Genomic DNA, 26987 nt, shown 5'->3' on the forward strand with positions numbered 1-26987 from the left:
CTAAACACTCTACTTGTGCCCTTAAACAGTCTATTTGGCGTAGCTTCCTACTACTTAGAGTAAAAACTTAAAACCTCTGTTTAAGTTTCAGGCAAATCTGTGAAGTTGATGGTTAATTTTCTTGCCTGCTTATTATGTAGACTAGCGAATAATTGACTACAATTTCACAACAAAAATTTTACAATGTGAATTTTACAAAATGCCTGTGTCAAAAAGTCTTATTCGTCAATCTCATTTCTTAGGGACGAAAATTCGCAATCTAAGAAAAAACAACCATTTAACCATGGAGGATTTATCTGCGCGTTGTGTAAGGATAAATCCGGAGTACGCTCCATCGGTTTCCTACTTATCAATGATCGAACGTGGAAAGCGGGTCCCTAGCATCGATATGTTAGAGGTCATCGCCGAAGTTTTTCAAAAAGATCCCACTTGGTTTTTGGACGATGAACCAGAGCTTGAAGCGATCACGCCCAACAAAGGGAATCGTGGTGGCATTAGTGGTATGGCACTAGAACCTAGCTTTCTGTTTTCGAATGACATTCTCCAAATCGCGATTCCAGAGATGCTCTCGCAAACCGGCATTACTGGCCGTCAGTTCGCACATTTGCTTATCCGTGCTCACCAAGAAAATCATCAAAACCATTTTCCAGATTTAGAGCGCGCCGCTGAAGAAGTGGGCTTAAAACGCTTAAACCTGTCCGTCGAGGATTTGATCGACATCGCCAAAAGCATGGGGCTAAGTATTCGTTGGGTTGACCGTGCTCCACAAGATGTGATCGATGAACTGGGGGTGAGCGCGAAACAGCTCATCACCTCTTTTATGGAAGCGCCGGGAACCATCTATCTCAATAAACGCATGCGAGACTATCCAACGCGTTTAAAATACGATCTCGCGGTCTACATAGGCCATCGTGTGCTGCATAGCAATGATGGTATGAACAATGTGCTGTCTATTGGTCAACAAAATAACTGGGAACAAACCGATGGCCCAACATCAAGCTCAGGGCTAAACTCTCAAGACATTCTTCAAGCATGGCGAGATTTTGAGTCGAGCTTTTTCGCCGGAGCTTTGTTGTGCCCGAAAGTGCCATTTAGACAATTACTGGATAGATCCGGGTACGAAATCTCTGTTCATAAGAAAGCTGGAGTCTCACCCTCTGTCGCGATGCGTCGGATGACCGTTGTCTCTCCCTACCCTCATTGGCATTACTTTGATGCTTACGGTCCCGGGAAACTGAAAGCCGTTTATCGAGGAAATGGCATTCCACTCCCTTGGGGCAACATGCGAACGGTTAACGATCCTTGTCAGCATTGGGCCGTTTTCCGTCGATTATCAGAACCACTTGATACGAGTTCAGCACAAATATCGATTCTAAATGTCGGTGATGAACCTCGTATTTACTGCTGTGAGTCGGTCAACGTATTCGACCCTGCAGGCAACAATCGCGTGCTGTGTGCGGGCATCGATCTTAACCCTGCTATTTCAGCTCAAGGTGGTGATGCTATCGCTATTGCGCAAGAGCTCAAATCGTTGTGTGTTGAATCGGGGGGCAGTGCAATGATTCCGCAAAGCATCAAAAAAGACCTAACAACCGTCGCTAAGATCCTAAACATCAACTGGATTGAACGAGGTATTCAGACCCAAGCCAGATTAATTTGTTCTAGAGGAGCGGTATGCCCAAGGCAACCAAGTTGTTATAGCAAGTGTGGGGATTCAGGAGAAGCGAACGATGAACTGCAGACGATCAATCTCTAATCGACCTCAGGGGCCAAAAAGAAAAAACGCCAACCACAATAAAGGTGATTGGCGGTATATATGTGTGAACAAAATACGTTCACTAACAACGTCAGTTGGCTAGGTGACCCTCGGCTTAAGAAGGGTCACTACTAATAAAGCACAATGCGTGCCAACTTTAAAACACCAAAAACAATCGATTTTTTATGCATATTGCTGCTTTAATAAACACCACATTCGCATTTTGAAATTGCAAAATGCAAATTCTTTTAAATATGCCATTTGGTGCAATGCTACTTATTGTTTTCTCAACAACCGCTAACCAAAAGCCAATGCATAGCACATGAATGGATTTTGTAGACAGGCCTTGTCTATCGCCCCCTGTTATCACGAGCGCCGCTTATCTGCATACATCCAATCATCAGCCACTTTTAACATCGCTTCCGGAGATGCAATACTCGGATGAAACATCGCATAACCGAGACTGGCATTAAAACGAATATGCTCAGTTCCATAAATCACAGGGTCTGAGAATACTTCCACCTTTAACTTGTCCATTAATAACTTTACATTCGACTCTGTCACCGGGTTATGAATAAGGATCAAAAATTCATCGCCTCCTACTCTCGCGACCGTATCTGAGCGTCGAAGACTCTTTTTTATTCGTTGAGCACATGCGATCAAAACGCCATCTCCCGCACTGTGTCCAAAATTGTCATTTACTGCTTTGAACTTATTAAGATCAACATTTATCAACGCAAAGCTATAACGCTTTTTGTAACGCTTAGCGATTTCAAACTGTTGATTAAGCGTTTGCATAAAATAGCGGCGATTAGGTAAATGAGTGAGTTCATCATGAAGCGCACGATCATTCGCAATTCGATACAATCGGTAGATAACCAACATCGCGATGCTTATCACAAGCAAAATTGAATAACCAACTAAGCGACTGACATTCACAATATACCAAGGAACCCCTCGCTCAAATTCACTGCTGCTATGAACTTCCATACTCCACCCACCATACGGAAAGTTAACGCGCTCTTTGATTCTGACGGTTTCATTCGGTTGCAGTTGACCAAAAAACACTTCTCCAAGCAGGCCACTACTATCATATCCCCGTAACACCACATGATAGGCCTGAGAGAACTCACGAATACCGGTATCTTCAAGTAATGCATAAAAATCAATGGTTGCACTGACCATTCCCCAATAATGCGCGTTTTTGGGGGAATCAGTAAATATTGGCACGCGAACGATCAATCCAAATCCACCCTGTGTCAGCGTCACTGGACCTGCAATGAAAATGCCTTCAATCTCTTTTGCTTTTTGTACCTGAGCCCATTGTTGAGGTGATGAGCGATAATTTAAACCGATAGCTCGTTCATTCCCCTGCAATGGATATACGTGTGTGATGACATCGTTTGGAGCGATCCCGATACTTGTAATGTGTCGGCCTTTTTCTAAAGTTTGATTGACGACCATATCCAACTTACTTTGGTCGCGGGCTGACAATAAAGGAATGATAGTGGCCAAGGTGCTGACTTTATAAATATCAGCCATGACCGACGCTTCTAGGTTAGAGGCCAGAATCGCGAGCTGATTTTTTGCTTGAACCTGAGCATGTTGTTGGCGAAGCAAGTTTAAATTTTGATGTAAAAGTTCCGTAATGGCCACACAGGCAACAAGAAAAATAAAAAAGAACAGCACAAAGTATTGCTGCTTTTTAGGCGTATAAGACATAAGTCTCCCATCGGTTCACACTCTTGTGTTAGTTCAACAACTAACCAATGACGTCGGGAGTTCTATTTATTATTCTTATCATTCATATTTTTATAAGGCGACTATATGAACAACCAAGGCGAATTATTTGAACATTCATATTGGGAAAATGTAGTTCATGGAAAGCTCTACTTCCAACCAAATTTTTTAACTCCAACAGAAGCGGACGATTATTTTTCTCGCCTAAAATCCACTCTACCATGGCGACAGGAGCGAATTATGATGTTTGGTCGCTCCGTACTTCAACCCCGTCTCCAAGCATGGCACGGTGATGCCGCATACACGTATTCTGGACTAACGATGCCCCCAAACCCTTGGACTCCAGAGCTAAAATCTCTCAAAGAACGATGTGAACACGTGGCCAAATCACCATTTAATTCGGTTTTGGCAAATTTGTATCGTGATGGTCGAGATTCTATGGGGTGGCATCAAGATAACGAACCGGAGCTTGGTAAAAACCCAATCATCGCCTCGCTCAATTTAGGCGAAACTCGTCGTTTTTTATTAGAAAATTTACATTGTAAAACTAAGATCGAGTTTGAACTATCACACGGGTCACTGCTCATTATGGCTGGAGAATTGCAGCATCATTGGAAGCATTCCGTTCCCAAAACAACCAAAATCAAAAATGAAAGAATCAACCTGACGTTTCGATACATTAAAGACTTATCAGCGCCCTCTTAAAAGCAAACATCGACAAATTTTCCTTATAAAAAAACCCGCCAATTAGGCGGGCTTACATGTCATGATGAATATCAAATCCTACAGGGAGATAAAAATACCCGCCAAACATGCACTCATTAAGTTTGCTAGTGTGCCTGCTGCTACCGCTTTAAGGCCCATATTTGCCACATCTTTACGACGTTCAGGCGCCATCACACCGATAGAGCCAAGCTGAATCGCAATCGAACCAATGTTTGCAAAGCCACACAGTGCAAAAGTAATAATTACTTGTGTGTGCTCTGTTAACGCCGCTTTGTGTTGAACAAAGTCGATAAACGCAACGAATTCGTTCATGACAATCTTCTGACCAATGTAAGAGCCGGCGGCAAGTACTTCATGGCTTGGTACACCAATAAGCCACGCTAGAGGTGCAAATAAGTAACCAAAAATAGCTTGCAGCGTAATTCCTGCAAAGCCGAACATCTCACCTAGATTTTCTAGGCCTGTATTCACCATCGCAATCACACTCACAAAAGCAATCAGCATGGTACCGACTGCGACGGCAACTTTCATACCGCCCATGGCACCACTTGCCAGAGCATCAATCACGTTGCTCTCTTCAGACTTATCCAACTCAATATCGTTGTAATCACTTGGCGTTTGACGCTCAGGAATGATGATTTTAGCCATCAATAAACTACCAGGTGCAGCCATGAAGCTTGCAGCAATCAGGTATTTAAGCTCAACCCCAAGTCCAGCATAGCCACCGAGTACACTGCCCGCGACGGATGCCATACCACCTGCCATGACAGCGAACAGTTCTGAGCGTGTCATGTTTTTCAAAAATGGGCGAATAAGCAGTGGAGACTCACCTTGAGATAAGAAGATATTGCCCGTTGCGACAAGAGATTCTGCTTTGCTGGTACCCAAGAACTTTTGGATAGCGCCACCAATCAATTGAATGACTTTTTGCATTATACCCAAGTAATAAAGGGCAGAGATAAGCGCACTGAAGAAGATGATGATAGGAAGAACACGAACAGCGAAGATAAAACCAGTAGAAGCAAGATCACCAAAGAGAAACTTTATCCCCTCATCGGCGAAACTCAATAGTCCCGCAACACCGCTACTTAAACTGGCCAATGCCGCTTGCCCCCAAGGGAAATAAAGAACCAGTGCAGCAAAGCCCATCTGTAACAATAACGCTCGAGAAACCGTTTTCCAATTGATTGAAGAACGACTCTCGGAAAGCAAAAACGCACAGCCCAACAGAGCAACAATACCAAATAAACTAAATAGAACACTCATGAATTGGACCTACTGAACGTTGAAAAGAAAAGAAACGCCAGTGGGATTGGCAAAGGAAAGGAACAACGTATTGAGTGATGAAACACTCAGAGATCCAAATTGGTGACAGAATCGATAGTTCGACATTATATTTTTACCTTATACAAGCAATTGAACTTAGCTGGTCCGGTCCGTGGGGTCATTCACTGTAAGCAAGTTTATAAAAGCAAGTTATAAACTCAGCTCACTCCATGTGACGGCTTGTATGGGTAAGGGCCCTGAACAACTGAACCCTATCTCCCGCTTAAACGGGACGCAAGTATAGTCAAGAAAGCGAGAGTTTCATCACATTTTTTAACGCAAACGTTCAAGCGTTCAAAAAACAATCAATACATCGTTTTTCACCAATTCGCATATAATTATTGAGGTTACTAAGGGCGTTTATGAGGGGGGCATCGCTATGAATAGCATCAAGTTGAGCAATAAATGTGCAATCAACCTTTAAAACAGAGAATTTTGTCATTTTGCTCTCGCCAAGGCATGGATTTTGGATATACAATCCAACACGCTTCTTAGGAAGCCTCTGAGTATTCAGAGCATCATGATGCCGAGATGGTGAAATTGGTAGACACGCTAGCATGAGGTGCTAGTGCCTTAGGTGTGAGGGTTCGAGTCCCTCTCTCGGCACCATTATCTTTCTTAAAGAAATCTAGAGTGTAATGCAAAGTTCTAAGCAGGCTAAACTATCCGCAGATGCTAACCAATTGCTTAGCGAGCTTGCGGTGCACGCCCTATTACACCTGCACTTCAAAATTCACGCATCACCGCGTAATCTCCCGACTAAAGAACGTAACGATTTACTGCAAAAATGGCTTAAACCTAAGCTGAAAAGTAATCGCTATAAACTGATTAAAAAGCCATTAAAGTCTCTGACTCAACAGGCAAAAGGGGAAAACGGCAATCTAGAAAAACTTCTTGAACGCTGTGTAGGTGCCGATAAGCCGAGCAACCCTCAACCTCACCTCGACAGTTACCTGCTGCTTATTAACGAAATTGAGAAGAAGCTAGGTACGACGGTCTTACTCTCTCGTCCGGAAAAAGTTGATCTGTCACACGATCAACATGGCTGCCTACTGTGCGTGCTATCTGAGAATCTAAATCAACACTTCGATGATAATAATGCCCTCATCGCTCCGATTTCGATGTTATTCCGTGGTCCACTCAGTCAACGTTCTTTGTTCCTCGGTAGTATTTACGCGAGCAACACATTCCATTATGACGTGCAGTATCAAGATGACCAATTCGTGCGGATCACGCTGGATTTGGCTTAGATTATTTGTCTGATTCAAAAAGGCCGCAATGTTCGCGGCCTTTTGCTTTTGTCAGTTTTACTTCTTGCCTCTGTCAGTAATATCTATTGGATTTTGCGCTACTCTATCTCACGAAAGCGAGCGGTGAAGTGACGAAGCACCGGTGGCTCATATTCAAAAGTCAGGCCTTTTAGCTTATTGGCACTGTCTCTTAACTCGATAATCGCATCAGCGATATAATCCATATGATCATTGGTGTAAACACGGCGCGGAATGGTTAAACGCATCAATTCAAGCTCTGAGGCTTTCTGCTCACCGGTTTCTGGATCGCGTCCTAGCAACAATGAACCAATTTCCACCGCGCGAATTCCCGCCTCCAAATACAACGCATTACAGAGCACCTGCGCTGGAAATTGATCCGCTGGAATATGAGGTAAAATTTTTGCTGCATCAACAAACACGGCATGCCCGCCCGTTGGGTATTGAATCGGTATACCCGCTTCCCGTAGACGTTCACCCAAATATTGAACTTGGCTAATGCGATAATGGAGGTAGTCTTCATCAGCCCCCTCGTATAAACCACGAGCAAGCGCCTCCATGTCACGTCCAGCCATACCACCATAAGTCACAAAGCCCTCCATCGGTACGCATCGTGTTTGTACCGCTTGGAACAGCTCTTGATGATCGCGAATACAGCACATACCACCAATGTTCACCATGGGATCTTTTTTCGCGGACATGGTTAGCATGTCTCCGTATTGGTACATTTCGCGGATGATCTCCAGAATCGACGTATTTTCGTAACCTGATTCACGCTGCTTAATGAAATACGCATTTTCACAGTAACGAGCCGAGTCAATCACCACTGGAATGTCATACTTAGTCGCAATTTCATACACACTTCGCATGTTTTGCATCGACACGGGCTGGCCACCAGAGCTATTGCACGTCACCGTCGTGATGATCGCACAGATATTATGAGCACCGTGCTCTTCAATCGTGGCCACCAGCTTGTTGAGATCAAAATTACCTTTCCAGTCATATGGCGTGGTGGTATCGAACGCCTCTTCCGTTACCACGTTGATCGCCTTACCACCATTCAACTCAATATGACCCGCCGTGGTATCAAAGTGGTAATTGGAGATAAATACTGGCGTTTCACCACCGCGAACCTGACGCATTCGTTCAATCAAAGCAGGAAACAAGATTTGCTCCGCGCCTCGCCCTTGGTGAGCAGGTACAGTCAATTTGTAGCCAAAGAAATGTTCGACCGCATCACATAAGTGGTAATAGTTACGACTCCCCGCATAGGACTCATCACCCATCATGATGCCAGCCCACTGATTGTCACTCATGGCCCCCGTACCAGAGTCGGTCAATAGGTCGATGTACACATCATCACTACGAAGAAGAAATGGGTTAAAACCTGCTTGTTTAAGGGCAATTTCTCGGTCAGCCAAGGTTGTCATTTTGATTGGCTCAACCATTTTAATGCGGAACGGTTCAGGGATACGTTTCATTATTAATTTCCTTATACGCATGGCCATACGCACGTAAGCGCAAGGCTAAAAATCAAATAGATAGATTGCTTTCAATGCGAGTGCATTGAGGAAATTAACGAGGAGAGATTTTGTTAAGAAGCGATAAGCCGTAATCTAGGTTGTACCAGAATGACAGCACTAAACGGCTATCGAGAATATCCTTAATTCTCATCGTCTTTGCCCTCCTGATAAAAAGAAAAGCCAGAAACCCCATGTCTCTGACCTTTTCAATATAGTGCAATTTTCAGTCACATTTCAGTGAGACTCCCCTCATTTTATGAAGATCTCGTTCTTTTCATTCTTCGTTTGATGTTGTTCTCTTTCACCATGTAATCGAACAAAGGAGCAAACAAATTTGCAAACAATATCGCAAGCATAATGCCCTCGGGATAGGCAGGGTTAAGTACTCGGATAAAGATGGTCATCACACCAATCAAAATGCCATAAGCCCACTTACCATTGTTGGTAAAGGCAGCAGAAACTGGATCTGTCGCCATAAAGAAAGTACCAAACGCGATACCGCCAATCACAAAGTGCCAATAGAAAGGCATGGAGAACATCGGGTTGGTGTTAGAGCCAATGGCATTAAGCATGAGTGATGTTACTGCTAAACCGACCAACACACCTGCGACAATTCGCCATGAGGCAATCTTCATAAAGATCAGCACCAATCCTGTTAACACGATCAGTAAAGTCGATACCTCACCCATCGATCCAGGTAGGTTCCCAACAAACGCATCCAGCCAAGAAATCGGCTGACTGGTCATGTTATTCATCAAAGCGCTTTGACCACCCTCATACCATTGGCTAAGCGGCGTTGCACCAGAGTAGCCGTCCGCTGCAATCCATACGGCACCACCAGACATATTGGCAGGATAAGCAAAGTATAAGAACGCGCGTCCCGCCAACGCAGGGTTTAGGAAGTTACGCCCAGTACCGCCGAAGACCTCTTTCGCGACCACGATACCAAACGTGATACCCAGTGCCGCTTGCCAAAGCGGAATGGTTGGCGGCAGAATCAAAGCAAACAGAATGGAGCTGACAAAGAAGCCTTCGTTCACCTCATGCTTGCGGACGATAGCAAAAAGTACTTCCCAGAAACCACCGACGACAAACACCGTTGCATAAACAGGCAGAAAATAAGTTGCGCCGACGAGCATCTTACTTCCCCAACCCGCTTGACTAGCAGCTTCGACTGAGCCCCAAACCCAACTCAGACCCCAAGAGGCATCAATGGCTTGCTGTGCTGCTGCTTTTTCAAGACCATAGAACAACGCGTCACTGGATTGCTGACCAATGTTGTACATTCCCCAAAACATTGCAGGGAACACGGCTAGCCACACCATGATCATGATGCGTTTCAAATCGATACTATCTCGAACATGGGTAATGCCCTGATTCACCTTACCGGGCGTATAGAAAAGGGTTTCAACGGCTTCGAACAGTGGATAGAACTTGTGATACTGGCCTCCAGGCTCAAACTTTGGTGAGACCTTTTCAAAGTAGTGCTTCAGACTCATAACGTCTCCTCCTTTAAGAGTGTTACGAATGACTCACTAAAGCGATCGTTTTTACTTTTATGACCGTTGATAACCTTTACTACCGCAAGTGAATGTTGTAACCATTGGGAACGTTGCGGTCATTTTTAACATTTATAATGTTGAGTTACGTAAACAAATTGATACATGGTGTGTATGCTGATTAGGTAAAGCAATCAAGCCACGCTTATACTCAAACCATAATCTAAGCTAGTAAGCGAGAAGACGCTCAGCTAGTAAGCGAAAAGAAACGAAGCGAGTTAACCAATACTTAAGCCACTAAACTAATACTCAAGACAGCAAACTAACAACGGAGTGCTTTTATGAATGTGAGGATGTTCTGGACATTAATACTGTCTGTATCTGCCCTACCTATGGCAACCCATGCCTTAGCCGTGGACAAGCAAATGTCAAAAGAGATGAAGAAGAAAATGCAAGCCATTTGCGCGCCAGAAAAAGGCCTAGCTGGAGGATGGCAAGTTTCTAAAGTCACACCAGATGCAGAACGCTCACTCAGTATGGTTTTGCATCAAATGAACGCCTTAGACAAGCTTAAGCAAATTAATGAGGTGAGAACACAAGTCGTTGCAGGAACAAGGTATGCCATTGAATTCGAATTTAAAGATGGCGAAATCTGGAACGCGATGATATTTCATAGTGCTCGCGGCGATTACATGATCGAACGCCATGCCAAGAAAGGCCCACTTTGTCCAAAAGAGACTTAACTATTCAATACAAGTCACAAAATGCTAGCCACAATATAACGGCATTCTCAAGAATTGGCAGAAAGCTTAATTAACAGGAAGCTTAATGAACAAGAAGCGTAAAGGCGACTGACTTAGTTGCCTTTACGCTGATTTGGTGTGTCTCGTCCTGAAATGTGTGGCGAAGTATTAATTTGGACTAGAGCACGCAACTCCATCTTTATTTCTCGCTGACTTCATTCTTATCTTTCTTCTCTTGTAACTTGTCGATGACCTTATCGCAAATATATTCACCGATGGGCATCGCAGACGTTGCAGCTGGGGACGGTGCGTTACACACATGGAGACTTCTCGCACTTTCAGCGAAGAGAAAATCATGCACAAGGGTACCGTCAGAGAGTACAGCTTGTGCACGAATCCCCGCAGGATAGGGTTTAAGGTCTTCCACTTGGATACTTGGGCAGTATTTATTGACGAGCTTGAGATAACCTGGCTTCCACCATGAGTTTTTGAACTCATCTAGGCCTGTTTTTAGATGTTTTTGCGTCACTTTCCAAAAACCCGAGAAGCTGATCATCTGCAGGGTATCTTGTAAATTAATATTGAACTTGCCATACCCCTCACGCTTCCAACCTTGCACCGCGTTTGGGCCAACCGTTACTGAACCATCAATCATACGAGTAAGGTGAACACCTAAAAAAGGCAAGTCAGGATCAGGAATTGGATAAATCAAATGATTGACCACTTGATCATGTTTGCTATCTAAGCGGTAGTATTCTCCACGATATGGAATTATTTGAAAATCGGTAGGAATACCCATCATTTTCGTCATTCGATCAGCCATTAAACCACTGCAAGTGACCAAAAATCTTGTATTCAATTGCATTATCTGGCCATCTGAAACGCAGGTGAGTTGAACTCCATCATCATTCTCTTCAATGGCGATCACCTTGGTTTTTAAACTAACTTGACCACCAATTTTTTTAAACTCGTTCGCCATCTGCTCGGTAACCAAACGATAGTCAACAATACTGGTCGCTTTTACATAGATTGCACCAAGTCCAGTAATATTCGGTTCCGCAAGTTTCAACTGAATTTCATCTAATAACTGGACATCGATACCGTTGACATGGCAGCGCTCATAGAGGGCATTCATGCGTTCAACTTCTTGCTCGTTCGTTGCAACCAGTAACTTGCCACAATTCTCCACTGGAATATCGTGCTTAGCACAAAACGACAGCGTCCGCTCGACACCACGTTTACAAAAGTCTGCTTTAAGACTTCCTGGCGCGTAATACACTCCCGCATGAATAACACCACTGTTATGCCCCGTTTGGTGCTGAGCATAACCAGATTCCTTCTCCACCAATAAAATGCGACGGTCTGGGTGACGTTGCTGCAATTGCCAAGCGGTTGAGACACCGACGATACCGCCACCAACAATGATGTAGTCATAGACTGATTTCATACCACCCCTTATAAAACCGATAGCGGAGACTGTTGCAATTTGAACTTGCGACTGCTGTAAATAAAGATAGCGACAAAAATGCCACAGCATGCCACGCGAACTAGCACTGGAATATCGTGCCAAACTAACAGCGTACCGGTAATCACTAGTACTAGACGCAATAAAATGTTCAACGGCCCCTCAAGATAGCCCTCAATCGCACCAATCAATGAATAGGTGCCAATGATGGCAAAAAAGCCAACAGTAATAACAGATGTGGCATCCCAACTAACCAATCCTGTATAAGCAATCAACAACGGAACCAGATACAAACCCTTGGCAATTTTCCAAGCCATAAGACCTGTACGCATTGGTGGTGTTTTCGCTATCGTTGCCGCCGCAAAAGCAGTCAAACACACTGGTGGTGTGACATTGCTGTCTTGCGACAACCAGAAAATAATCAGGTGCGCAGCCAGTAAAGCTAAGCCAACAGCTTCAATTCCGAGGCTTTGCTCCAAAAGTGTTTCCATAAAATCAGCGGGCACGAGCGCGACCATCTCTTTTGCCGTTTCTAATGCCATTGGCGCATTGAGTAAATCTAACTTATCTGGTGCCGCGAGCATGAAAATGGCTTTCGCTTGTTCAGGCAGTTGACCTGACATCATAAGCTCAAGCAATTGGTTTTCAGCTATCAATTTATAAAGGGCAGGAGCAGACAGTGTACCCAACACGATGTAGGCCGCCGTGACGGGCAACCCCATGCCGAGAACGAGAGATGCGAGGGCAATAAGGACAATCATGATAAATAAGTCACCGTTTGCCCAGCCATCGATCATGAGCGAAAAAGTATTCCCGACCCCTGTCGTGCTAATCACGTTGATCACCAAGCCGATGCCCACCAACAATACTGCGGTGGTCGCCATGTTTTTCGCACCTTGAGAGAGCGCTTCAATGATCGCTTTTGGTCCCATTTTGTGCTCTTTCGAAAACCAAGATGCCACCACGACAGAAATGATCGACAAGCCCGCCGCATACGTTGGTGTAAAGCCTTGAACCAACAAGGTGACTAATACCACCAGCGGAATTAAGTTGTGCCAACCACTGATCAGTACTTTGAACAGTGACTCGTCGCTCGTTGTGATCTTTTGGACCCCGCTGCGTTTTGCTTCAATACGAACGAAGAAAGCCACAGACAAAAAGTAAATCAACGCGGGGATAAACGATACTGCAATGATGTCCACATAAGGAATCTGAGTATAAGACGCCATAATGAACGCACCTGCGCCCATAACTGGTGGCATCAATTGTCCACCCGTTGATGCCGCCGCCTCTACTCCGGCCGCAAAGCGCGATGGGAAACCTGCTTTTTGCATCAACGGAATACTAATCACACCTGTCGATACTGTATTTGCAACACTAGACCCCGATACCGACCCCATCAAACCAGAGCCAATAACAGCTATAAATCCCGGGCCACCAATGATTTTCCCGGCCGCAGCACGAGCGACATTAATGATGTAATCTCCCACCCCAGAGCGCACAAGGAACGCACCAAACAAGATGAACATAAAGACAAAGGTCCAACTGATGCGAGAAATAGAACCGAACATGCCCTCTGAAGAATAGAAGCTTCGGTAAAGTAAGGTTTCCATGCTCAAACCAGGAAAGTGAAAAATACCGGTTGCCCATTTCCCCCACAAGACGACATAACTCAAACACACCACGATAAGCACTGGAATAAACCATCCCATTGTGCGTCTGATGAGCTCTATCACTATCAATATCGCCATAATGGCGAATACCCAATCACTGGTGACGAACTTCACTCCGCGTTCGTATAGCGCATCTTCGGCATACGGAATATAGACTAAACAAGCAATGGCACCACAAGCGATTAACACATCGACGGCGAGAGCAAACTTACTCTGTTTCAAGGAGATATGTGCGGGATACCAAAGTGCACAAATCACAGCAAATCCAGCAAAGTGGGTCGCCGAGATCCAAAGTTCTGGTAATGTCGACAAGGTGTTAAACCAAATATGCAAAGCCGACAGTACAACTCCAAACACTGTGATTGTCGTCGTTACCCACGGAAAGTCACTGCGTGTAGGCAGTTCAAATTTCTGCAATTCCTTTTCCATTGACTCGCTCATCTTATACTCCAAGCTCTCGCGGCCGTTGTTCGTTCCATCAGAAAATAAAAGCCCCAAGCCATGACTCAGGGCAACGATCAAACTATTGAATGATCAGATCAGCAGGAATCTCTATGCCCATCTCTTTGTAGTAACGAACCGCTCCCGGGTGCAGCGGCACAGGTAGTCCTGCAATCGCTTTTTCTATTGCCATTGCTTTGGTTGCTTTATGGATACCTTGTAAGAACGGTAAGTTTTCGTAGATTGCTTTAGTTAATTGGTAAACATCATCTTCTGAGATGTCTTCACGCACGGCGAGAAAGTTTGGCTGTGCGATTGTTGTCACTGGCTTATCTAAGCCTGGGTAGGTATTTGCTGGGATCTCATATTTCGTCCATAGGTTATAGTCGCCATTCGCTTCTTTGATTTGCTCATCAGTAAACGAAAGAATCGAAATGTCTTTTCCTAGAGCGGCAAACGCTTGTGTTACCGCACCAACAGGCACACCTGCTGGAGTGTTCATCCCATCAATCGTTCCGTTTTGAAGTGCACTTGCACTGCCTCCGTAGCCCATGAATGCCAAATTAAATTTGTCTGGGTTCACATTGAGGCCTTTCATGATCTGACGACCCGAATTTTCTGTGCCTGAGTTCTTTTTACCGATGGAGAATTTTTTCCCATCTAAGTTATTCAAATCACTGACAGTGCCCGTTTTCGCTAACTCCGTACGAACAATAAAGTGCTCAACGTTTTGCCAAAGCATCGAAACAGAGCGTAGTTGCTCTTGACGACCACTCTTAGCATATGGCCCTTCACCAGACCATGCCCACGCGCCATAGAGACCTTGCAAAATAGCAAATTGAGCTTCGTTTTCATTAAGCAATTTGACGTTTTCACCCGATCCTGCCGAACTGATCGCTGAAAGAGAAAAGTGATGTTTGGGTGCCAGTTTCACTTTACTCAAGGTAGCAAGCGCGACACCTACTGGGTAATAAGTTCCCCCGGTGGATGCTGTCGCCAAAATATAGCTACGATCTTCAGCGACCGCATTTGCTGCAATGCCAAAAGAAGTCACAGCGACAGCCAAAGCTTTAACTAGCTTATTCATTTTCATTATTACTCTCCATGTAGTCGTCTCACGGACGAAGATTTACATTGTGTTAAATTATTCTTAACAGCAAACACGCTAGAGCAATTTAAATGCCAAACATTAAGTCATTGTATTTATTGCCATTAATTTTTTAAAAGATGAATCTGAGCAAAATTATGCTGATTGAATAGCAAAGTAATGAGCAAGTTTTTGCTTATCTGAAAGACGGTTTTTATGCGATGGACTCACAAAAAGTTAATAAAGTGTGATCAATACAAAATAATCGCTTGATTGCCTAATGAGCAAGTTTTTGCCTATATCACCAAAGAATGCAAATACCGTCATAACGATCTTAAAAGTAAGATTAAAATAATATTCCCCCTAAAACGTTCACTTTTCCGACAGCACATTAAGGTCGAAACCTCTACAAATTGAACAAAAACACATCAAAACAAGAAGTGTTAATAAAATGAAAAGTCATTTATTCTGATTTATAATTTACAAAGAAGTTCAATCCACTACTGCAAAAACAAACATCAACCTTATCATCTTATTTTCCACTTCGGGGTTGTCCCCATCGCCTCATGTTCGTTAGTGTAGATACACACCAAGGCAAACGTATTCCTTGGTGTATTTTCATCATTAAGGATCAATTATGTCAGCAACAATGCAATTACTACTTGCTTTTAAACGCCCATCTGGCGTTGCTGCTGCGATCCTCCTGCTCTCTCTGAAACTGATTCAGAGCTGACAGGCTATATCTAAAATTTCTGTCAGCTTGATTAGAAGCTGACGGAATGATGCCACCCTCCCCCTATTCCTTCTGTTTCTTTCAAGCGAAATGTAAGAGGAATAACAATGTTAAGCGCACGCAATATAGCCGCTTTGGGCTTTATGACTTTTGCCATGTACTTAGGTGCAGGTAACCTGATCTTCCCGCCTTTTTTGGGCTACCAAGCAGGAGAAAACTTCCTTAGTGGAATGTCCGGCTTTCTCTTAACGGGAGTTGGGCTACCTGCAATGGCACTTGTGATCGTTGCCATTGTTAATGGTTCTGACAAGCTAACTGCTGCTCTACCTAAACCTTTGGCAACCAGTTTTTGGGTGATGGTATTTATCGTGATTGGTCCAGCATTCGTGATTCCGCGTGCGATTACTGTCGCTTACCAATTCAGCTTTGCGCCAACCTTTGGTGATATGGCACTCATGCCTTTTACTATTGCTTTCTGTGTTATCACCATTCTATTTGCCCTATACCCGGGTAAGCTCATTGATAACCTAGGCAAAATCTTAACGCCTGCATTGATGGCTATCTTGGTGGTCATGTCAGTCACAGCATTGGTTTACCCTACTGGTGAACTGACATCAGCAACGGGGCCATACGTGAAAGGGGCATTTGCTGAGGGGTTAACGCAAGGCTATATGACAATGGATGCGTTGGGCTCGATTGGCTTTGGTTGGATTATCTTTCGCGCAATTCGCAGCATGGGGGTGGATTGTCCTAAAGCCACGGCGAAGTACACACTTATCGCGGCTTTAATGTACGCAATTGCAATGACATTTGTTTATGTATCATTGTCTTACATTGGGTCAACGAGTTCTTATCTAGGCTCAGAATTCAGTAATGGTGGAGACATCTTAACAGCGTTTACTTTCAACCACTTTGGTGCCTTTGGAGCTTTACTATTAGGCGCGGTCATGGTTTTAGCATGCTTGACCACTGCTATCGGTGTAACCACTGCGGGCAGCGAGTTCTACGACAGCACCTTTAGCAGAGTGAACTACAAAGGTTGTGTGATCACAACGATGGTACTGGCGGGTTTGATCGCAAACGTAGGTCTAGAGCAGCTACTTGCTATCACTTTACCAGCCGTTGTCGCCCTTCATCCCGTCGCAATTGCACTGATGATAATGGCGCCCGTACGCAACAAGATGTCTCAGATGATGGTGGTTATTACCACATTTACCGCACTTACCTTTGGATGCATCGATGCCTTGCATATTCTCGGCTACATGCCAGAAGTGGCAAACCAATGGCTAAACAATAGCATGCCACTATACGAGTACTTTGCTAGCTGGATAGTTCCAACGATCATAATAGTCATATTAGGGATACTCATTTATAGAGCTAAGCGACACTTTGTTTTCGAACATTCTACGACTTGAGACTGTTTCATTGCATTAGCCCACAAATGTGGGCTACGTCTAGTAACTGTGAAAAGTATCAGCTATTCAAGACATTCAAGATTAATTAATCTACCATGAATCATATTTACTATTGATAGGTAAAGGCTCGATACACCAGTAGTTCGGATGCTAGGATGGCAACATGGATAACTTTTCTTTAGATATAAGAACGCTCAACTTCATAATTATTCTTTTCTCTTGTATCTACTCAATCGGACTTATCTTCTACCAATTCAATCAACGTAAAATTCCAGGACTATCGTGCTTTGCAATTTCGCTATTGTTTATTGGTGGCGGACCTTTTCTGTTGAGTTTTAGAGACAGTACGTCAGACTGGCTCACCGTCACAGCTTCAAATACGATCATTCTGATTGGCTTTCTGCTGACATTATATGGGTTGAGTATATTTCGTGCTTTTCCCCTCAACATCGCACGCTATCTCACTGCGGTTCTCCCATTTACAAGCGTGGGGATTTATTACTTTACTTTTCATTCTCCCTCTATTCGTAGTCGTATCATTATTGTGAGCCTCTATTTATCTGCCGTTACTTTTGCCAGTGCTTACGCCATGCTCAAAGGGAAAAATCGTGATCTCCAATTACCAACGATTGGAATGGCCGCCTCCTTGTTTGGCTTCAGTACTTTTATGATTGGAAGAACCATGTGGACTTACTTCGACTCAGAGCTCTATAACTTTATGACGGCAGGATTAGTTCATCAATTAACCTTTTTATTTAGCATTTGTTTGGTTGTCTCCATGAGCTTTTGTATGTTGTGGTTAATCAATGCAAGGCTGCTGCAATCCATCAGAAGCTTATCGTTTCAAGATGCCCTAACAGGATTACTCAATCGAAGAGCAATGGAAGATGTGATTCCAAATCTCGTTGCCAAAACCGTTGCCAAGCAAGAACCACTAAGCATCATCATGACGGATATCGACAACTTTAAGTATATTAACGACGAGTTTGGTCACTTAGCTGGTGACAATACGATTGTCAGTGTCGCCAATATCATGAGTCGAAACCTGCCCAAAGAGGCTCAAGTGATACGTTTTGGAGGGGATGAGTTTATGGTCGTTCTACCAAAGTACACCGCTCATCAGGCGGCAGAACATGCTGAAACGCTACGACACTCGATCAAGAATGCATCCTGTCAAGGCAGCAAAGAGAAAAGGATAACCATGAGTTTTGGTGTTGCTGAGATAAAATCGGGAGAGCGGTTACACGACGTTATTTCTCGCTCCGACCATGCACTTTACCATTCAAAAGAACAAGGTAGAGACAGAGTAACCATGCTATCAGCTAAAACAGCAAGTTTTAAACAACCGTTCTACGAACAACGTGCATAACGACTTATCGCTATTTTAGAGTTGAGCTTTATTGCGGTGATCAGAGTTAGCGCAGGAAAAACGCTTGAAAACCAGGCTAAAATTTTCGATAAGTAGTTATTCTACCGCCTAAATTTTCAACGAGGTTATCGAGTATTATAACAAGCTAGAATGACCCGTTATTTACTACGATTAGTATAAGTATAGTCGCCCCGATTCAATCCAAATTTTTGCATTTTTTGGTTCAGCGTTCGACGTGGTAAATCCAGCTCTAGCATGACCTCACTAATATGCCCTTGGTGTCTTACCAATGAATCATGCAGCACTTTACGTTCAAAGTTATGCAGTTGTATAACCAATGGTACACCAGTTTGGGTTTCTTCTGTCGTAGAGGATGGACGCATTGATACAATTTCCATCACTGAAATCGCATCATCCAAAGCAAAACGAATCGCCACGTTACGCAGTTCACGTACATTACCGGGCCAAGCATAAGTCTGAATAGCTTTTCTATCCGCGCTACTTAAAGGACGATAATCTGGATTACTTTGAACGGCAAAGTGTTCAAACAGTATCAAGGCATCGTCTTCTCGTTCTCGCAATGGCGGCAAATAAATCTGGCCAACATTGAGTCGGTAATAGAGATCCTGACGAAACTCTTCATGATCATTAAGATCTTCTTTTGCTGCGGCGATCACCCGTAAATCTATCCCGATCTGTTTATTTCCACCAACTCGCTCGACAATATGCTCTTGCAGTGAGCGCAACACTTTGACCTGCATCGGTAATGGCATACTCTCAATTTCATCCAAAAACAATGTGCCTTTATCCGCATACTCCAACTTACCAATGCGCTTTTTGCTCGCTCCAGTAAATGCTCCCGCTTCATGGCCAAACAGTTCACTTTCAAACAAACTTTCAGGAATTGCCCCGCAGTTAATCGGAACAAAATGGTGAGTATGACGCCGACTTTCATTATGGAGACTAGTCGCAACGAGCTCTTTACCAGTGCCCGTTTCACCATAAATGATCACGTTGGTATCCATTCTTGCCAACTTTGCAATTTGCTCTCGCAGTTGTTGCATGGCTCGACTTCGCCCAATCAACACTTCCTCAAGTCCGCTGACACTGGCTAAGTACTCATGCCGAACTTGAGTTGAGGCTTGCGCACGATACGTTTCCACAGCTTCTTTAACTCGCTCGGATAAACGTTCAGGCAAAAATGGCTTTTCGATAAAATCAAAGGCCCCTTTTTGCAGTGCACTTACCGCCATATCGACATCACCATGGCCAGTGATCAATATGATGGGGGTTTTTATTTTATTACGACTTAGCGTATCTAAAATAAGCAAGCCATCGGTATCAGGTAAGCGCACATCACTCACAATTGCATCAAAATCTTGAGACAAAATGGCCGCTTGCCCCTCCAAACCTGAGCAAAATGAAGCAACGTCGAACCCTGCTAATTGCAGCCATTGGCTTGTTGCCTGCCGCACGATGTCATCGTCTTCGATAAGTGCAATCTTGGGGATATCATCAAACGCCATAAGTAAGTGCCTACCGTGAGTAGTAAGGGATAGCTTTGTCGCTGAGCTAGCGAGCCAATCGTTCTTGGCTTACGTTAACAAAAAACCATACAGAGAAAAGGAGCTGGATCTCACTTCTCACTTACAAGTCTTTAACATCCAAAAGGTTAAGCGCAATCTTGTATCAGTTTCGTTAAGGAGCCATCTTATGTTGCGCAGTAAGAATAGGAAAACATGGCTAATCATCGCGATTGCTAGTGTATTGATTTTATTCTGCTACACCACCAGTCGAGAAGTTGCCCGTCAATGGCTAAATGTACAGTCACAAACCGATGCTCAGCAAAAACTGCTTGATTATATTGGTGAAGTTCGACGTGCCCTTAAACGTTTCTATCACCTGCCTTATCTGGTCACCAACAATCCAGAAACCATCGCTTTTGTGAAAGGCAACCTCACTTACTACGAGCCGATTGAGGCCCAACTGATACAACTCGATAAAGCGGCAAATACAGAGGGTTGGCTAATTCTATCCGCTAGGGGAGAAGTCTTGGTATCTAGCTTAGTTGATGAGCGCTTTAGTCTGCCGGACCGCCAAGCTATCGTTGAGCAAATACATAACCAAGGCGGCGGTGTTTCTTTGGTCAATAAAACCAAGGGGTCTAGTCCACTCTATTATTTAGCGGCCCCCATTTATGATGGCCTCGACATTGCGGGGGTTGTTGTAGTACAAATAAACTTAAGCTTGCTCACCGATCAGACTCTTACCAGTCAAGACATCATCACTTTGCAAAATCGTCAGCAACGCTTCATCTTATCAAGCAGTGCCGCATACAACGCGGACTGGTTTAACGAACAAAACAATACCGTTAACGTTGAAACCCAACGTCTTTACGATGACACGATTATTCGAGTTTGGACGCTAAAAAAACAGCGATATTTTGCGCACACCGTCAAACTCGATGATTTAAATTGGTACGTCAGTTACCTTTCTCCGATTAAACCCGTTCAGCAAACGATCAACATGGTTGGCTGGGGTGTCGTCGCCCTATTATTGTTAATCCTTTTACTGTCAATTATCGGTGTACAGCGTCATCAAAAAAATCTCAACCAACGACGAATTCAAGCACTACTGGAAGAATCTCAGCGCCGTTTAAAGCAAATGATCAACAAGACTCATGTTGGGTTGTTGTTGATTGATGAACAAGGCAAGTTATTCGATCTTAACCCGATGGCAAAACGATTATTCTCTCTACCTGAAAGCGTCAATCGTGAGACATCTGCTTGGGAGCTTTTTAATGCAGGCAACCAAAATTCAACGACGTTAACGCTACTCAAGGACTTACCTAAACACCGAGAGTTAGCTGAAATTAGTAATGCAGAAACCCTCGCCAGACGAAGTGATGGCAGTGTGTTCCCGATCTTGTTCTCTTTAACCCGCTTCCCTTTGCATGGCGAACAATACTTTTTAGCGACCCTTATCGACATCAGCAAACGTAAAAAAGCAGAACAATCACTCCAGCAAATCAACCAAGAACTGGCACAACGAGTAGAAGAGCGCACGCAAGCCCTGAAAGAAGCGCAAAGCCAATTAATTGAATCGAGTAAAATGGCAGCCTTGGGCAGAATGTCGAGCGCCATTACTCACGAGTTAAACCAACCTCTAACAGGTTTGCGCACCTTGCTCACCACAAATGAACTGCTCATCGAGCGTGGTGAGGTGGATATGGTAAAAGCCAATAATGTTTTAATCCAAAAACTTATTGATCGCATGGCAAGTATGACTCGCCAACTCAAAACCTTTGCTTACAGCAAACCAGAAAACCTTCAGGCAATATCGCTTACAGCCGCATTGGAAGAAACATTACGTCTCTACCAGTCTCAACTTGCCCCTATCGATGTGCGAGTACGAATCCCTTATGAATTACCACCAATTAAAGGAGAAGAGCAAAGGTTACTCCAAGTTATCGGAAACCTTATATCTAACGCTCTAGATGCCATGATAGAAACCAACCAGCCACAGCTAAATCTTATTGTTAACCCAATGGGAAAACAGATCGAATTAACCATCAGTGATAATGGCTGTGGCGTGCCAGAGGAACAGTTAGGGTCAATATTTGAACCATTCCAAACATCAAAAAAAATTGGGAAAGGGCTAGGCCTTGGATTAGCCATCACTGCAAACAACATGCGAGATATGGGTGGAAGTGTTTCAGTAAAAACGAATCCACAACAAGGTCTCACGTTTCACTTGCTGTTTCAAACCGCATCATCCTGATTTCCCCCTCAAATTACGTTCAGATTATTGATTACAATCCCATCAATAAAACCATTATTCCTCACGCTTTGGGAAAAATACGATCTCAATACAAGAATCGCACTCTCACCTACACTATTCTCAAACACATAATTTCAAAACCATAAAGAGCGAGAAACATGATTAAGTTTCCAGAACATTTTCTTTGGGGCGGTGCCATTGCAGCCAACCAGGTAGAAGGGTCATACAACCTTGGGGGGAAAGGGTTATCGACATCAGACATGCTGCCAAACGGTATTCTGAGCCCACATCAAACCCGTGAAGAACGCACTCCAGGTATCAAAGACGTAGCGATCGATTTCTACAACCGCTACCCAGAAGACATCGCTCTATTTAAAGAGATGGGCTTCAACTGTTTGCGTCTCTCTTTAGCATGGAGTCGCATTTTCCCAAATGGTGATGAGTCAGAACCAAACGAAGAGGGTTTGGCATTCTACGATAAGATTTTTGAAGAGCTTGCTAAGCACAATATTCAACCTTTCGTGACACTATCTCACTACGAAATGCCTTACGCACTGGTTGAAAACTATGGCGGTTGGGGCGATCGTCGCGTTATCGATTTCTTTGAGCGTTACGCACGCACGGTTCTAGAACGCTACAAAGACAAAGTGAAACTGTGGCTCACGTTCAATGAAATCAACATGTCTTTGCACGCACCATTTACTGGTGTTGGCTTGCAAGAAGATGCCAATGAACAAGAGATCTACCAAGCGATTCACCACCAACTGGTTGCAAACGCGAAAGCAGTAAAACTGTGTCAGCAAATCGTACCAAACGGCAAAATTGGTAACATGTTACTGGGCGCTATCAACTACCCATACACCTGTAACCCTGATGACGTTCTTGCCGCAATGCACGAAAACAATAAATGGCTGTTCTTCGGTGATGTGCAAACACGCGGGCAATACCCGGGTTACATGAAGCGCTACTTCCGAGAAAATGGCATTGAAATCCAGATGGAAGCTGGCGACTTGGAAGAAATTGCGTCGGCAAGTGTCGATTTTATCTCATTTAGCTATTACGCCAGTGGCTGTGCGAGTGCAGATCCAAAACAAAAAGAAGTCGGTAATATCGTCGATAGCGTGCCAAACCCATATCTCGAAAAGAGCCAATGGGGTTGGTTGATTGACCCGAAAGGTTTGCGCGTTCTATTGAACTTCCTACACGATCGCTACCAAAAGCCACTATTTGTGGTAGAAAATGGACTAGGTGCGCGTGATGAAATCGATGAAAACGGTGAAATTCAAGATGATTACCGCATCGCTTACTTGAATGACCACCTCGTGCAAGCTCATGAAGCAATGCTAGACGGCGTGGAACTCATGGGGTTCACAAGTTGGGGGCCTATCGATCTCGTTGCGAATTCAACGGCAGAAATGAGCAAGCGTTATGGCTTTATTTATGTTGATCGCCATAACGATGGTCAAGGTACGTTAGAGCGCAAACGCAAAAAGAGCTTCTTCTGGTACCAAGATGTGATTCGTACTGCCGGTGGTTCATTAAAAAGCTAAGCTGATTATCTAGATACAAGCCTAGATATAAAGTGCATGTTTATTTAGATAGAAAACAACAAAGCCCTGTCTGTGCAGGGCTTAATTTCACCAAATATAACCTCATGAGAAAGTGAGTTTTGCTAGGCTATACGCCAATTTCGCCACCATCTTTTCTGCGAATAACCACCGTTGCCGCTCTTGGACGGACTGTCATACCTGCTGGCGTCTCTTCCGCAGCGTTATGACTATAAGGCCAGTTACCAGGGTGTTGAATGTTGACGAATAGCGATTTGTAATCAGGGCTGATGGTAAAGCCTGTGACTTCACATCCATTTGGACCGACAAAGAAACGTTTTAACTCCGCTTGGTTGTCTGCCCCTATCGTGGCTTGGTTACCATTTTCATCAGTGAGCTTAGATGGCACGACGGCCAACATTTGATCGTTCGTGTATTCCTCTACTTCGTCTGCACCGTTGTCGGTTTGAATCCATAAAATACCACGAGGGTCAAAAGCCAAACCATCAGGGCTAGCAAATTGATTAAGCTCCGTTAGGCTTGAACGGTTGGTATCTGCATCACCATTTGCCGGCGAACCAAATACAAAGATATCCCATGTAAACTCAGTTGCAGCCTCTCCCTCATCCCAACGGATAACGTGACCAAATTTATTATTCAAACGTGGATTAGCAGGGTTAGTTTCATCTTTACGTCTGGTGTTATTAGTCAACGTCAGATACACCGAGCCAGTATATGGATCGACTGTACACCATTCCGGACGGTCCATTGGTGTCGCGCCGACTAAATCAGCCGCACCTGCTGTGTTCAAAATAATATCAGCTAATGAAGTAAAGCTGTCTGCTAGTGTCCCGCCAGAAACCGTTGTACTGTCCAATGTCAATGGAAGCCATGTACCCGAACTGTCTTCGTTAAAGCGAGCAACATACAATATGCCGTCATCCATATATTTATCGCCCATTGCCAAACGATTTGATGGATTTGCATCTGCAGGATCCCAAACCACAGCAGACTCAAATTTGTATAGGTACTCAAATCGAGAGTCGTGACCAGAATAAAATACGACGGGTTTGCCTGCTTCAAGCTTACCGAACGTGCACCCCTCGTGACGGAAGCGACCTAATGCGGTGCGTTTTTTCGCTCGTGAATTTTGCGTATAAGGATCAATTTCAACAATATAACCATGTCCGTTTGCTTCATTGCGATAGTCATCCATCGCACTGCTGCCCGTTGGCTTGACGTTAAAGCGTGCAAACTCATCCAATCGCTCTTCTGCATCCCCTGCTAACGTTTCCCACAAATATCGCGTATTTTCATCATCGACACCAATACGGTCTTGCTCTTGTGTACGAACGCCAGTATTAACAAAATAACCAGGCCAGTTCTCTTCACACGTCAAGTAGGTTCCCCAAGGGGTATAACCATTACCACAATTGTTCAAAGTACCGCGCGCTTGACTCCCATCAGGGGAAAAACGTGTTACGGCAAGGCTCGTGTGCGCGATAGGACCAGAAAGATCCATAACCGTCGCGCCAGTATAGCGACGATTTAGCGGGTCATTATCCACTAACTGCCATTGATTATCGCTTAATTGAATACGAACGACTGACACACCGTGTGCGTTTATTTCTTTACGTACCTCGTCTACAATCGTACGCACACCATTTTCAACCGTCGGACCATTTGGATGTAAAGCAGACAAATCAATGTACTCATGGTTGATACATAATAGACCATCGGTACTGCTGTCATTCAATGGAAAGAAATGCAATCCATCATGATGCATTCCAAGCGCATTGAGCTGATCTGTCCCAGTATTACTACCATCGTCTTTCCAGTCATTGCCTTGCGCATTCAAAGGCGTTCCCCAAGGAACAAGCACTTGGGCCGTGTAACCCGGCGGAATCGCAACCGCATCGGTTAATGAGCCTGGAATGGATTCAAAATTCAATACGGCACCCGCTGCACCAGAAGCCGCTTTGACAGAATTATCCGAGCTTGAAGAGTTACATCCTGCAAGACCAAATGCTCCAAAAGCCGTCATTGCACTGATCCCAACGCCACCTTTTATTATGCTGCGTCGAGAAAGATTGGCTTCCAGTACCTCTTCAAAAGGCTTGTTCTTACTTTGGTTAAAACGTGTTGCGTCAAAAGTTTCCTTACTCATGGTGTCGCTTTCCCAGTATTCATGTTCGTTATTAGAAGATGGTATTTCCATTAATTGGACGTGATGAAGTGTGAGTGAGAAAAATGACAGAAATACTCGATGTGTATGAAAGTTATGTTTACAGAATGTTATAAAACAAAATTCGGTAACGATAGTGCCGATTTTCGCTGGGTTTCACCTTAAATAGGGTGTATAAAGTTACTCGGATATATTCAATCATCTACGAGAAATAATCATGAAACTAGATAAAATCGATAACAAAAATCGTCGTCTTCGCAAGAAGCTGTTCCTAGGTGAATTTGCGATCCTGGGTTTCGAGATCAGCTGTGAAACAGACATCAACGACTTTGACCGTTACGATGCATTCGTTGATGAGTTTATCGACTACATTGATACTTTAAACCTATGCTTCGGCGGTGGCGGCCTTGAGCTATTCGAAGGTTTCCTATGTTCAACAGATCGCTACGCAAGTGCGACAGAAGAACAGAAAGCGCAAGTTCTCGCTTGGCTACAAGCTCGCCCAGAAGTTCGCAACGCACAAGCAGGCGCATTAGTTGACGCAAATTACTTGTAATTAGCAAGTCAGAACAATGATTGAAAAGCTGGTCTTCGGACTGGCTTTTTTGCATTTCAGGCGAAAAAATATTGGAAAAGAAAGTGGTTAGCAGTTGTTATGCTTCATGGGGGTAAATAGGTCGTGTTAGGTTCTTAGAGCTGGCAATTAATGGG

General features: G+C 44.1%; 18 protein-coding genes and 1 tRNA gene. 10 read left to right on the forward strand and 9 right to left on the reverse strand.

What is annotated here, in order from left to right:
* The first annotated feature begins 199 nt into the window (after window positions 1-199).
* Window positions 200-1756: a DUF3612 domain-containing protein gene (locus KHN78_RS18690; RefSeq protein WP_211918032.1), complete on the forward strand. Its 1557-nt coding sequence runs from the start codon at window positions 200-202 to the stop codon at window positions 1754-1756.
* Window positions 1757-2122: 366 nt separating this feature from the next.
* Here the strand turns inward: KHN78_RS18690 and KHN78_RS18695 are convergent, their stop codons facing one another.
* On the reverse strand, window positions 2123-3478 hold the full coding sequence (locus KHN78_RS18695; RefSeq protein WP_211918034.1) for a diguanylate cyclase: 1356 nt from the start codon (window positions 3476-3478) through the stop codon (window positions 2123-2125).
* A 105-nt stretch (window positions 3479-3583) separates the two neighbouring features.
* Between KHN78_RS18695 and KHN78_RS18700 the strand changes: the two genes are divergently transcribed.
* A complete protein-coding gene (locus KHN78_RS18700) occupies window positions 3584-4201 on the forward strand; it encodes an alpha-ketoglutarate-dependent dioxygenase AlkB family protein (protein WP_211918036.1) in 618 nt (205 codons plus the stop codon).
* Window positions 4202-4279: 78 nt separating this feature from the next.
* Here the strand turns inward: KHN78_RS18700 and KHN78_RS18705 are convergent, their stop codons facing one another.
* Window positions 4280-5488: a NupC/NupG family nucleoside CNT transporter gene (locus KHN78_RS18705; protein WP_128812532.1), complete on the reverse strand. Its 1209-nt coding sequence runs from the start codon at window positions 5486-5488 to the stop codon at window positions 4280-4282.
* 585 nt (window positions 5489-6073) lie between these two features.
* On the opposite strand from KHN78_RS18705, the gene KHN78_RS18710 reads away from it, so the two are divergent.
* Both KHN78_RS18710 and KHN78_RS18715 read left to right on the forward strand, forming a co-directional pair.
* Window positions 6074-6157: transfer RNA gene (locus tag KHN78_RS18710), tRNA-Leu, on the forward strand.
* A 29-nt stretch (window positions 6158-6186) separates the two neighbouring features.
* A complete protein-coding gene (locus KHN78_RS18715; protein WP_211918038.1) occupies window positions 6187-6798 on the forward strand; it encodes a DUF2913 family protein in 612 nt (203 codons plus the stop codon).
* 98 nt (window positions 6799-6896) lie between these two features.
* On the opposite strand, the gene KHN78_RS18720 is transcribed toward KHN78_RS18715, so the two are convergent.
* Both KHN78_RS18720 and KHN78_RS18725 read right to left on the reverse strand, forming a co-directional pair.
* Complete coding sequence (locus KHN78_RS18720) at window positions 6897-8297, reverse strand: tryptophanase (RefSeq protein WP_211918040.1); 1401 nt, start codon at window positions 8295-8297, stop codon at window positions 6897-6899.
* A 296-nt stretch (window positions 8298-8593) separates the two neighbouring features.
* Window positions 8594-9838 carry an NADH:ubiquinone reductase (Na(+)-transporting) subunit B gene (locus KHN78_RS18725; protein WP_211918043.1) on the reverse strand — a complete coding sequence of 415 codons (1245 nt, stop codon included), beginning with the start codon at window positions 9836-9838 and terminating at the stop codon, window positions 8594-8596.
* A gap of 341 nt (window positions 9839-10179) precedes the next feature.
* On the opposite strand from KHN78_RS18725, the gene KHN78_RS18730 reads away from it, so the two are divergent.
* Entirely contained in the window at window positions 10180-10581 is a 402-nt protein-coding gene (locus KHN78_RS18730) for a cystatin domain-containing protein (RefSeq protein WP_211918045.1), read from the forward strand.
* 199 nt (window positions 10582-10780) lie between these two features.
* On the opposite strand, the gene lhgO is transcribed toward KHN78_RS18730, so the two are convergent.
* From lhgO to KHN78_RS18745, 3 genes are all read right to left on the reverse strand, one after another.
* Window positions 10781-12028: an L-2-hydroxyglutarate oxidase gene (gene lhgO / locus KHN78_RS18735; protein ID WP_211918047.1), complete on the reverse strand. Its 1248-nt coding sequence runs from the start codon at window positions 12026-12028 to the stop codon at window positions 10781-10783.
* 8 nt (window positions 12029-12036) lie between these two features.
* Window positions 12037-14160 (reverse strand): TRAP transporter permease, encoded by a 2124-nt coding sequence (locus KHN78_RS18740; RefSeq protein ID WP_211918049.1) that lies wholly within the window; start codon window positions 14158-14160, stop codon window positions 12037-12039.
* An 82-nt stretch (window positions 14161-14242) separates the two neighbouring features.
* Entirely contained in the window at window positions 14243-15253 is a 1011-nt protein-coding gene (locus KHN78_RS18745) for a TAXI family TRAP transporter solute-binding subunit (protein WP_211918051.1), read from the reverse strand.
* Window positions 15254-16087: 834 nt separating this feature from the next.
* On the opposite strand from KHN78_RS18745, the gene brnQ reads away from it, so the two are divergent.
* Window positions 16088-17395: a branched-chain amino acid transport system II carrier protein gene (brnQ, locus tag KHN78_RS18750; RefSeq protein ID WP_211918054.1), complete on the forward strand. Its 1308-nt coding sequence runs from the start codon at window positions 16088-16090 to the stop codon at window positions 17393-17395.
* Window positions 17396-17558: 163 nt separating this feature from the next.
* Window positions 17559-18764: a GGDEF domain-containing protein gene (locus KHN78_RS18755; RefSeq protein ID WP_211918056.1), complete on the forward strand. Its 1206-nt coding sequence runs from the start codon at window positions 17559-17561 to the stop codon at window positions 18762-18764.
* 158 nt (window positions 18765-18922) lie between these two features.
* Here the strand turns inward: KHN78_RS18755 and KHN78_RS18760 are convergent, their stop codons facing one another.
* Window positions 18923-20290, reverse strand: coding sequence for a sigma-54-dependent transcriptional regulator (locus tag KHN78_RS18760; RefSeq protein ID WP_211918058.1), 1368 nt, complete (start codon window positions 20288-20290; stop codon window positions 18923-18925).
* Window positions 20291-20477: 187 nt separating this feature from the next.
* Between KHN78_RS18760 and KHN78_RS18765 the strand changes: the two genes are divergently transcribed.
* Window positions 20478-22544 carry an ATP-binding protein gene (locus KHN78_RS18765; RefSeq protein ID WP_211918060.1) on the forward strand — a complete coding sequence of 689 codons (2067 nt, stop codon included), beginning with the start codon at window positions 20478-20480 and terminating at the stop codon, window positions 22542-22544.
* Window positions 22545-22702: 158 nt separating this feature from the next.
* Window positions 22703-24094, forward strand: coding sequence for a glycoside hydrolase family 1 protein (locus KHN78_RS18770; protein ID WP_211918062.1), 1392 nt, complete (start codon window positions 22703-22705; stop codon window positions 24092-24094).
* Window positions 24095-24221: 127 nt separating this feature from the next.
* Here KHN78_RS18770 and KHN78_RS18775 read toward each other — a convergent pair whose 3' ends face one another.
* Window positions 24222-26258, reverse strand: coding sequence for a PhoX family protein (locus KHN78_RS18775; protein WP_211918064.1), 2037 nt, complete (start codon window positions 26256-26258; stop codon window positions 24222-24224).
* A gap of 235 nt (window positions 26259-26493) precedes the next feature.
* On the opposite strand from KHN78_RS18775, the gene KHN78_RS18780 reads away from it, so the two are divergent.
* Complete coding sequence (locus KHN78_RS18780; protein WP_211918066.1) at window positions 26494-26832, forward strand: YggL family protein; 339 nt, start codon at window positions 26494-26496, stop codon at window positions 26830-26832.
* Window positions 26833-26987: the final 155 nt, after the last annotated feature.

Origin of the sequence: Vibrio sp. B1REV9, from assembly GCF_905175395.2 — a bacterium.
Taxonomy (GTDB): domain Bacteria; phylum Pseudomonadota; class Gammaproteobacteria; order Enterobacterales; family Vibrionaceae; genus Vibrio; species Vibrio alfacsensis.

Coding starts and splice junctions, on each gene's coding strand:
- KHN78_RS18690 (WP_211918032.1), top strand. CDS start 200: ATGCCTGTGTCAAAAAGTCTTATTCGTCAATCTCATTTCTTAGGGACG.
- KHN78_RS18695 (WP_211918034.1), bottom strand. CDS start 3,478: ATGTCTTATACGCCTAAAAAGCAGCAATACTTTGTGCTGTTCTTTTTT.
- KHN78_RS18700 (WP_211918036.1), top strand. CDS start 3,584: ATGAACAACCAAGGCGAATTATTTGAACATTCATATTGGGAAAATGTA.
- KHN78_RS18705 (WP_128812532.1), bottom strand. CDS start 5,488: ATGAGTGTTCTATTTAGTTTATTTGGTATTGTTGCTCTGTTGGGCTGT.
- KHN78_RS18715 (WP_211918038.1), top strand. CDS start 6,187: ATGCAAAGTTCTAAGCAGGCTAAACTATCCGCAGATGCTAACCAATTG.
- KHN78_RS18720 (WP_211918040.1), bottom strand. CDS start 8,297: ATGAAACGTATCCCTGAACCGTTCCGCATTAAAATGGTTGAGCCAATC.
- KHN78_RS18725 (WP_211918043.1), bottom strand. CDS start 9,838: ATGAGTCTGAAGCACTACTTTGAAAAGGTCTCACCAAAGTTTGAGCCT.
- KHN78_RS18730 (WP_211918045.1), top strand. CDS start 10,180: ATGAATGTGAGGATGTTCTGGACATTAATACTGTCTGTATCTGCCCTA.
- lhgO (WP_211918047.1), bottom strand. CDS start 12,028: ATGAAATCAGTCTATGACTACATCATTGTTGGTGGCGGTATCGTCGGT.
- KHN78_RS18740 (WP_211918049.1), bottom strand. CDS start 14,160: ATGAGCGAGTCAATGGAAAAGGAATTGCAGAAATTTGAACTGCCTACA.
- KHN78_RS18745 (WP_211918051.1), bottom strand. CDS start 15,253: ATGAAAATGAATAAGCTAGTTAAAGCTTTGGCTGTCGCTGTGACTTCT.
- brnQ (WP_211918054.1), top strand. CDS start 16,088: ATGTTAAGCGCACGCAATATAGCCGCTTTGGGCTTTATGACTTTTGCC.
- KHN78_RS18755 (WP_211918056.1), top strand. CDS start 17,559: ATGGATAACTTTTCTTTAGATATAAGAACGCTCAACTTCATAATTATT.
- KHN78_RS18760 (WP_211918058.1), bottom strand. CDS start 20,290: ATGGCGTTTGATGATATCCCCAAGATTGCACTTATCGAAGACGATGAC.
- KHN78_RS18765 (WP_211918060.1), top strand. CDS start 20,478: ATGTTGCGCAGTAAGAATAGGAAAACATGGCTAATCATCGCGATTGCT.
- KHN78_RS18770 (WP_211918062.1), top strand. CDS start 22,703: ATGATTAAGTTTCCAGAACATTTTCTTTGGGGCGGTGCCATTGCAGCC.
- KHN78_RS18775 (WP_211918064.1), bottom strand. CDS start 26,258: ATGAGTAAGGAAACTTTTGACGCAACACGTTTTAACCAAAGTAAGAAC.
- KHN78_RS18780 (WP_211918066.1), top strand. CDS start 26,494: ATGAAACTAGATAAAATCGATAACAAAAATCGTCGTCTTCGCAAGAAG.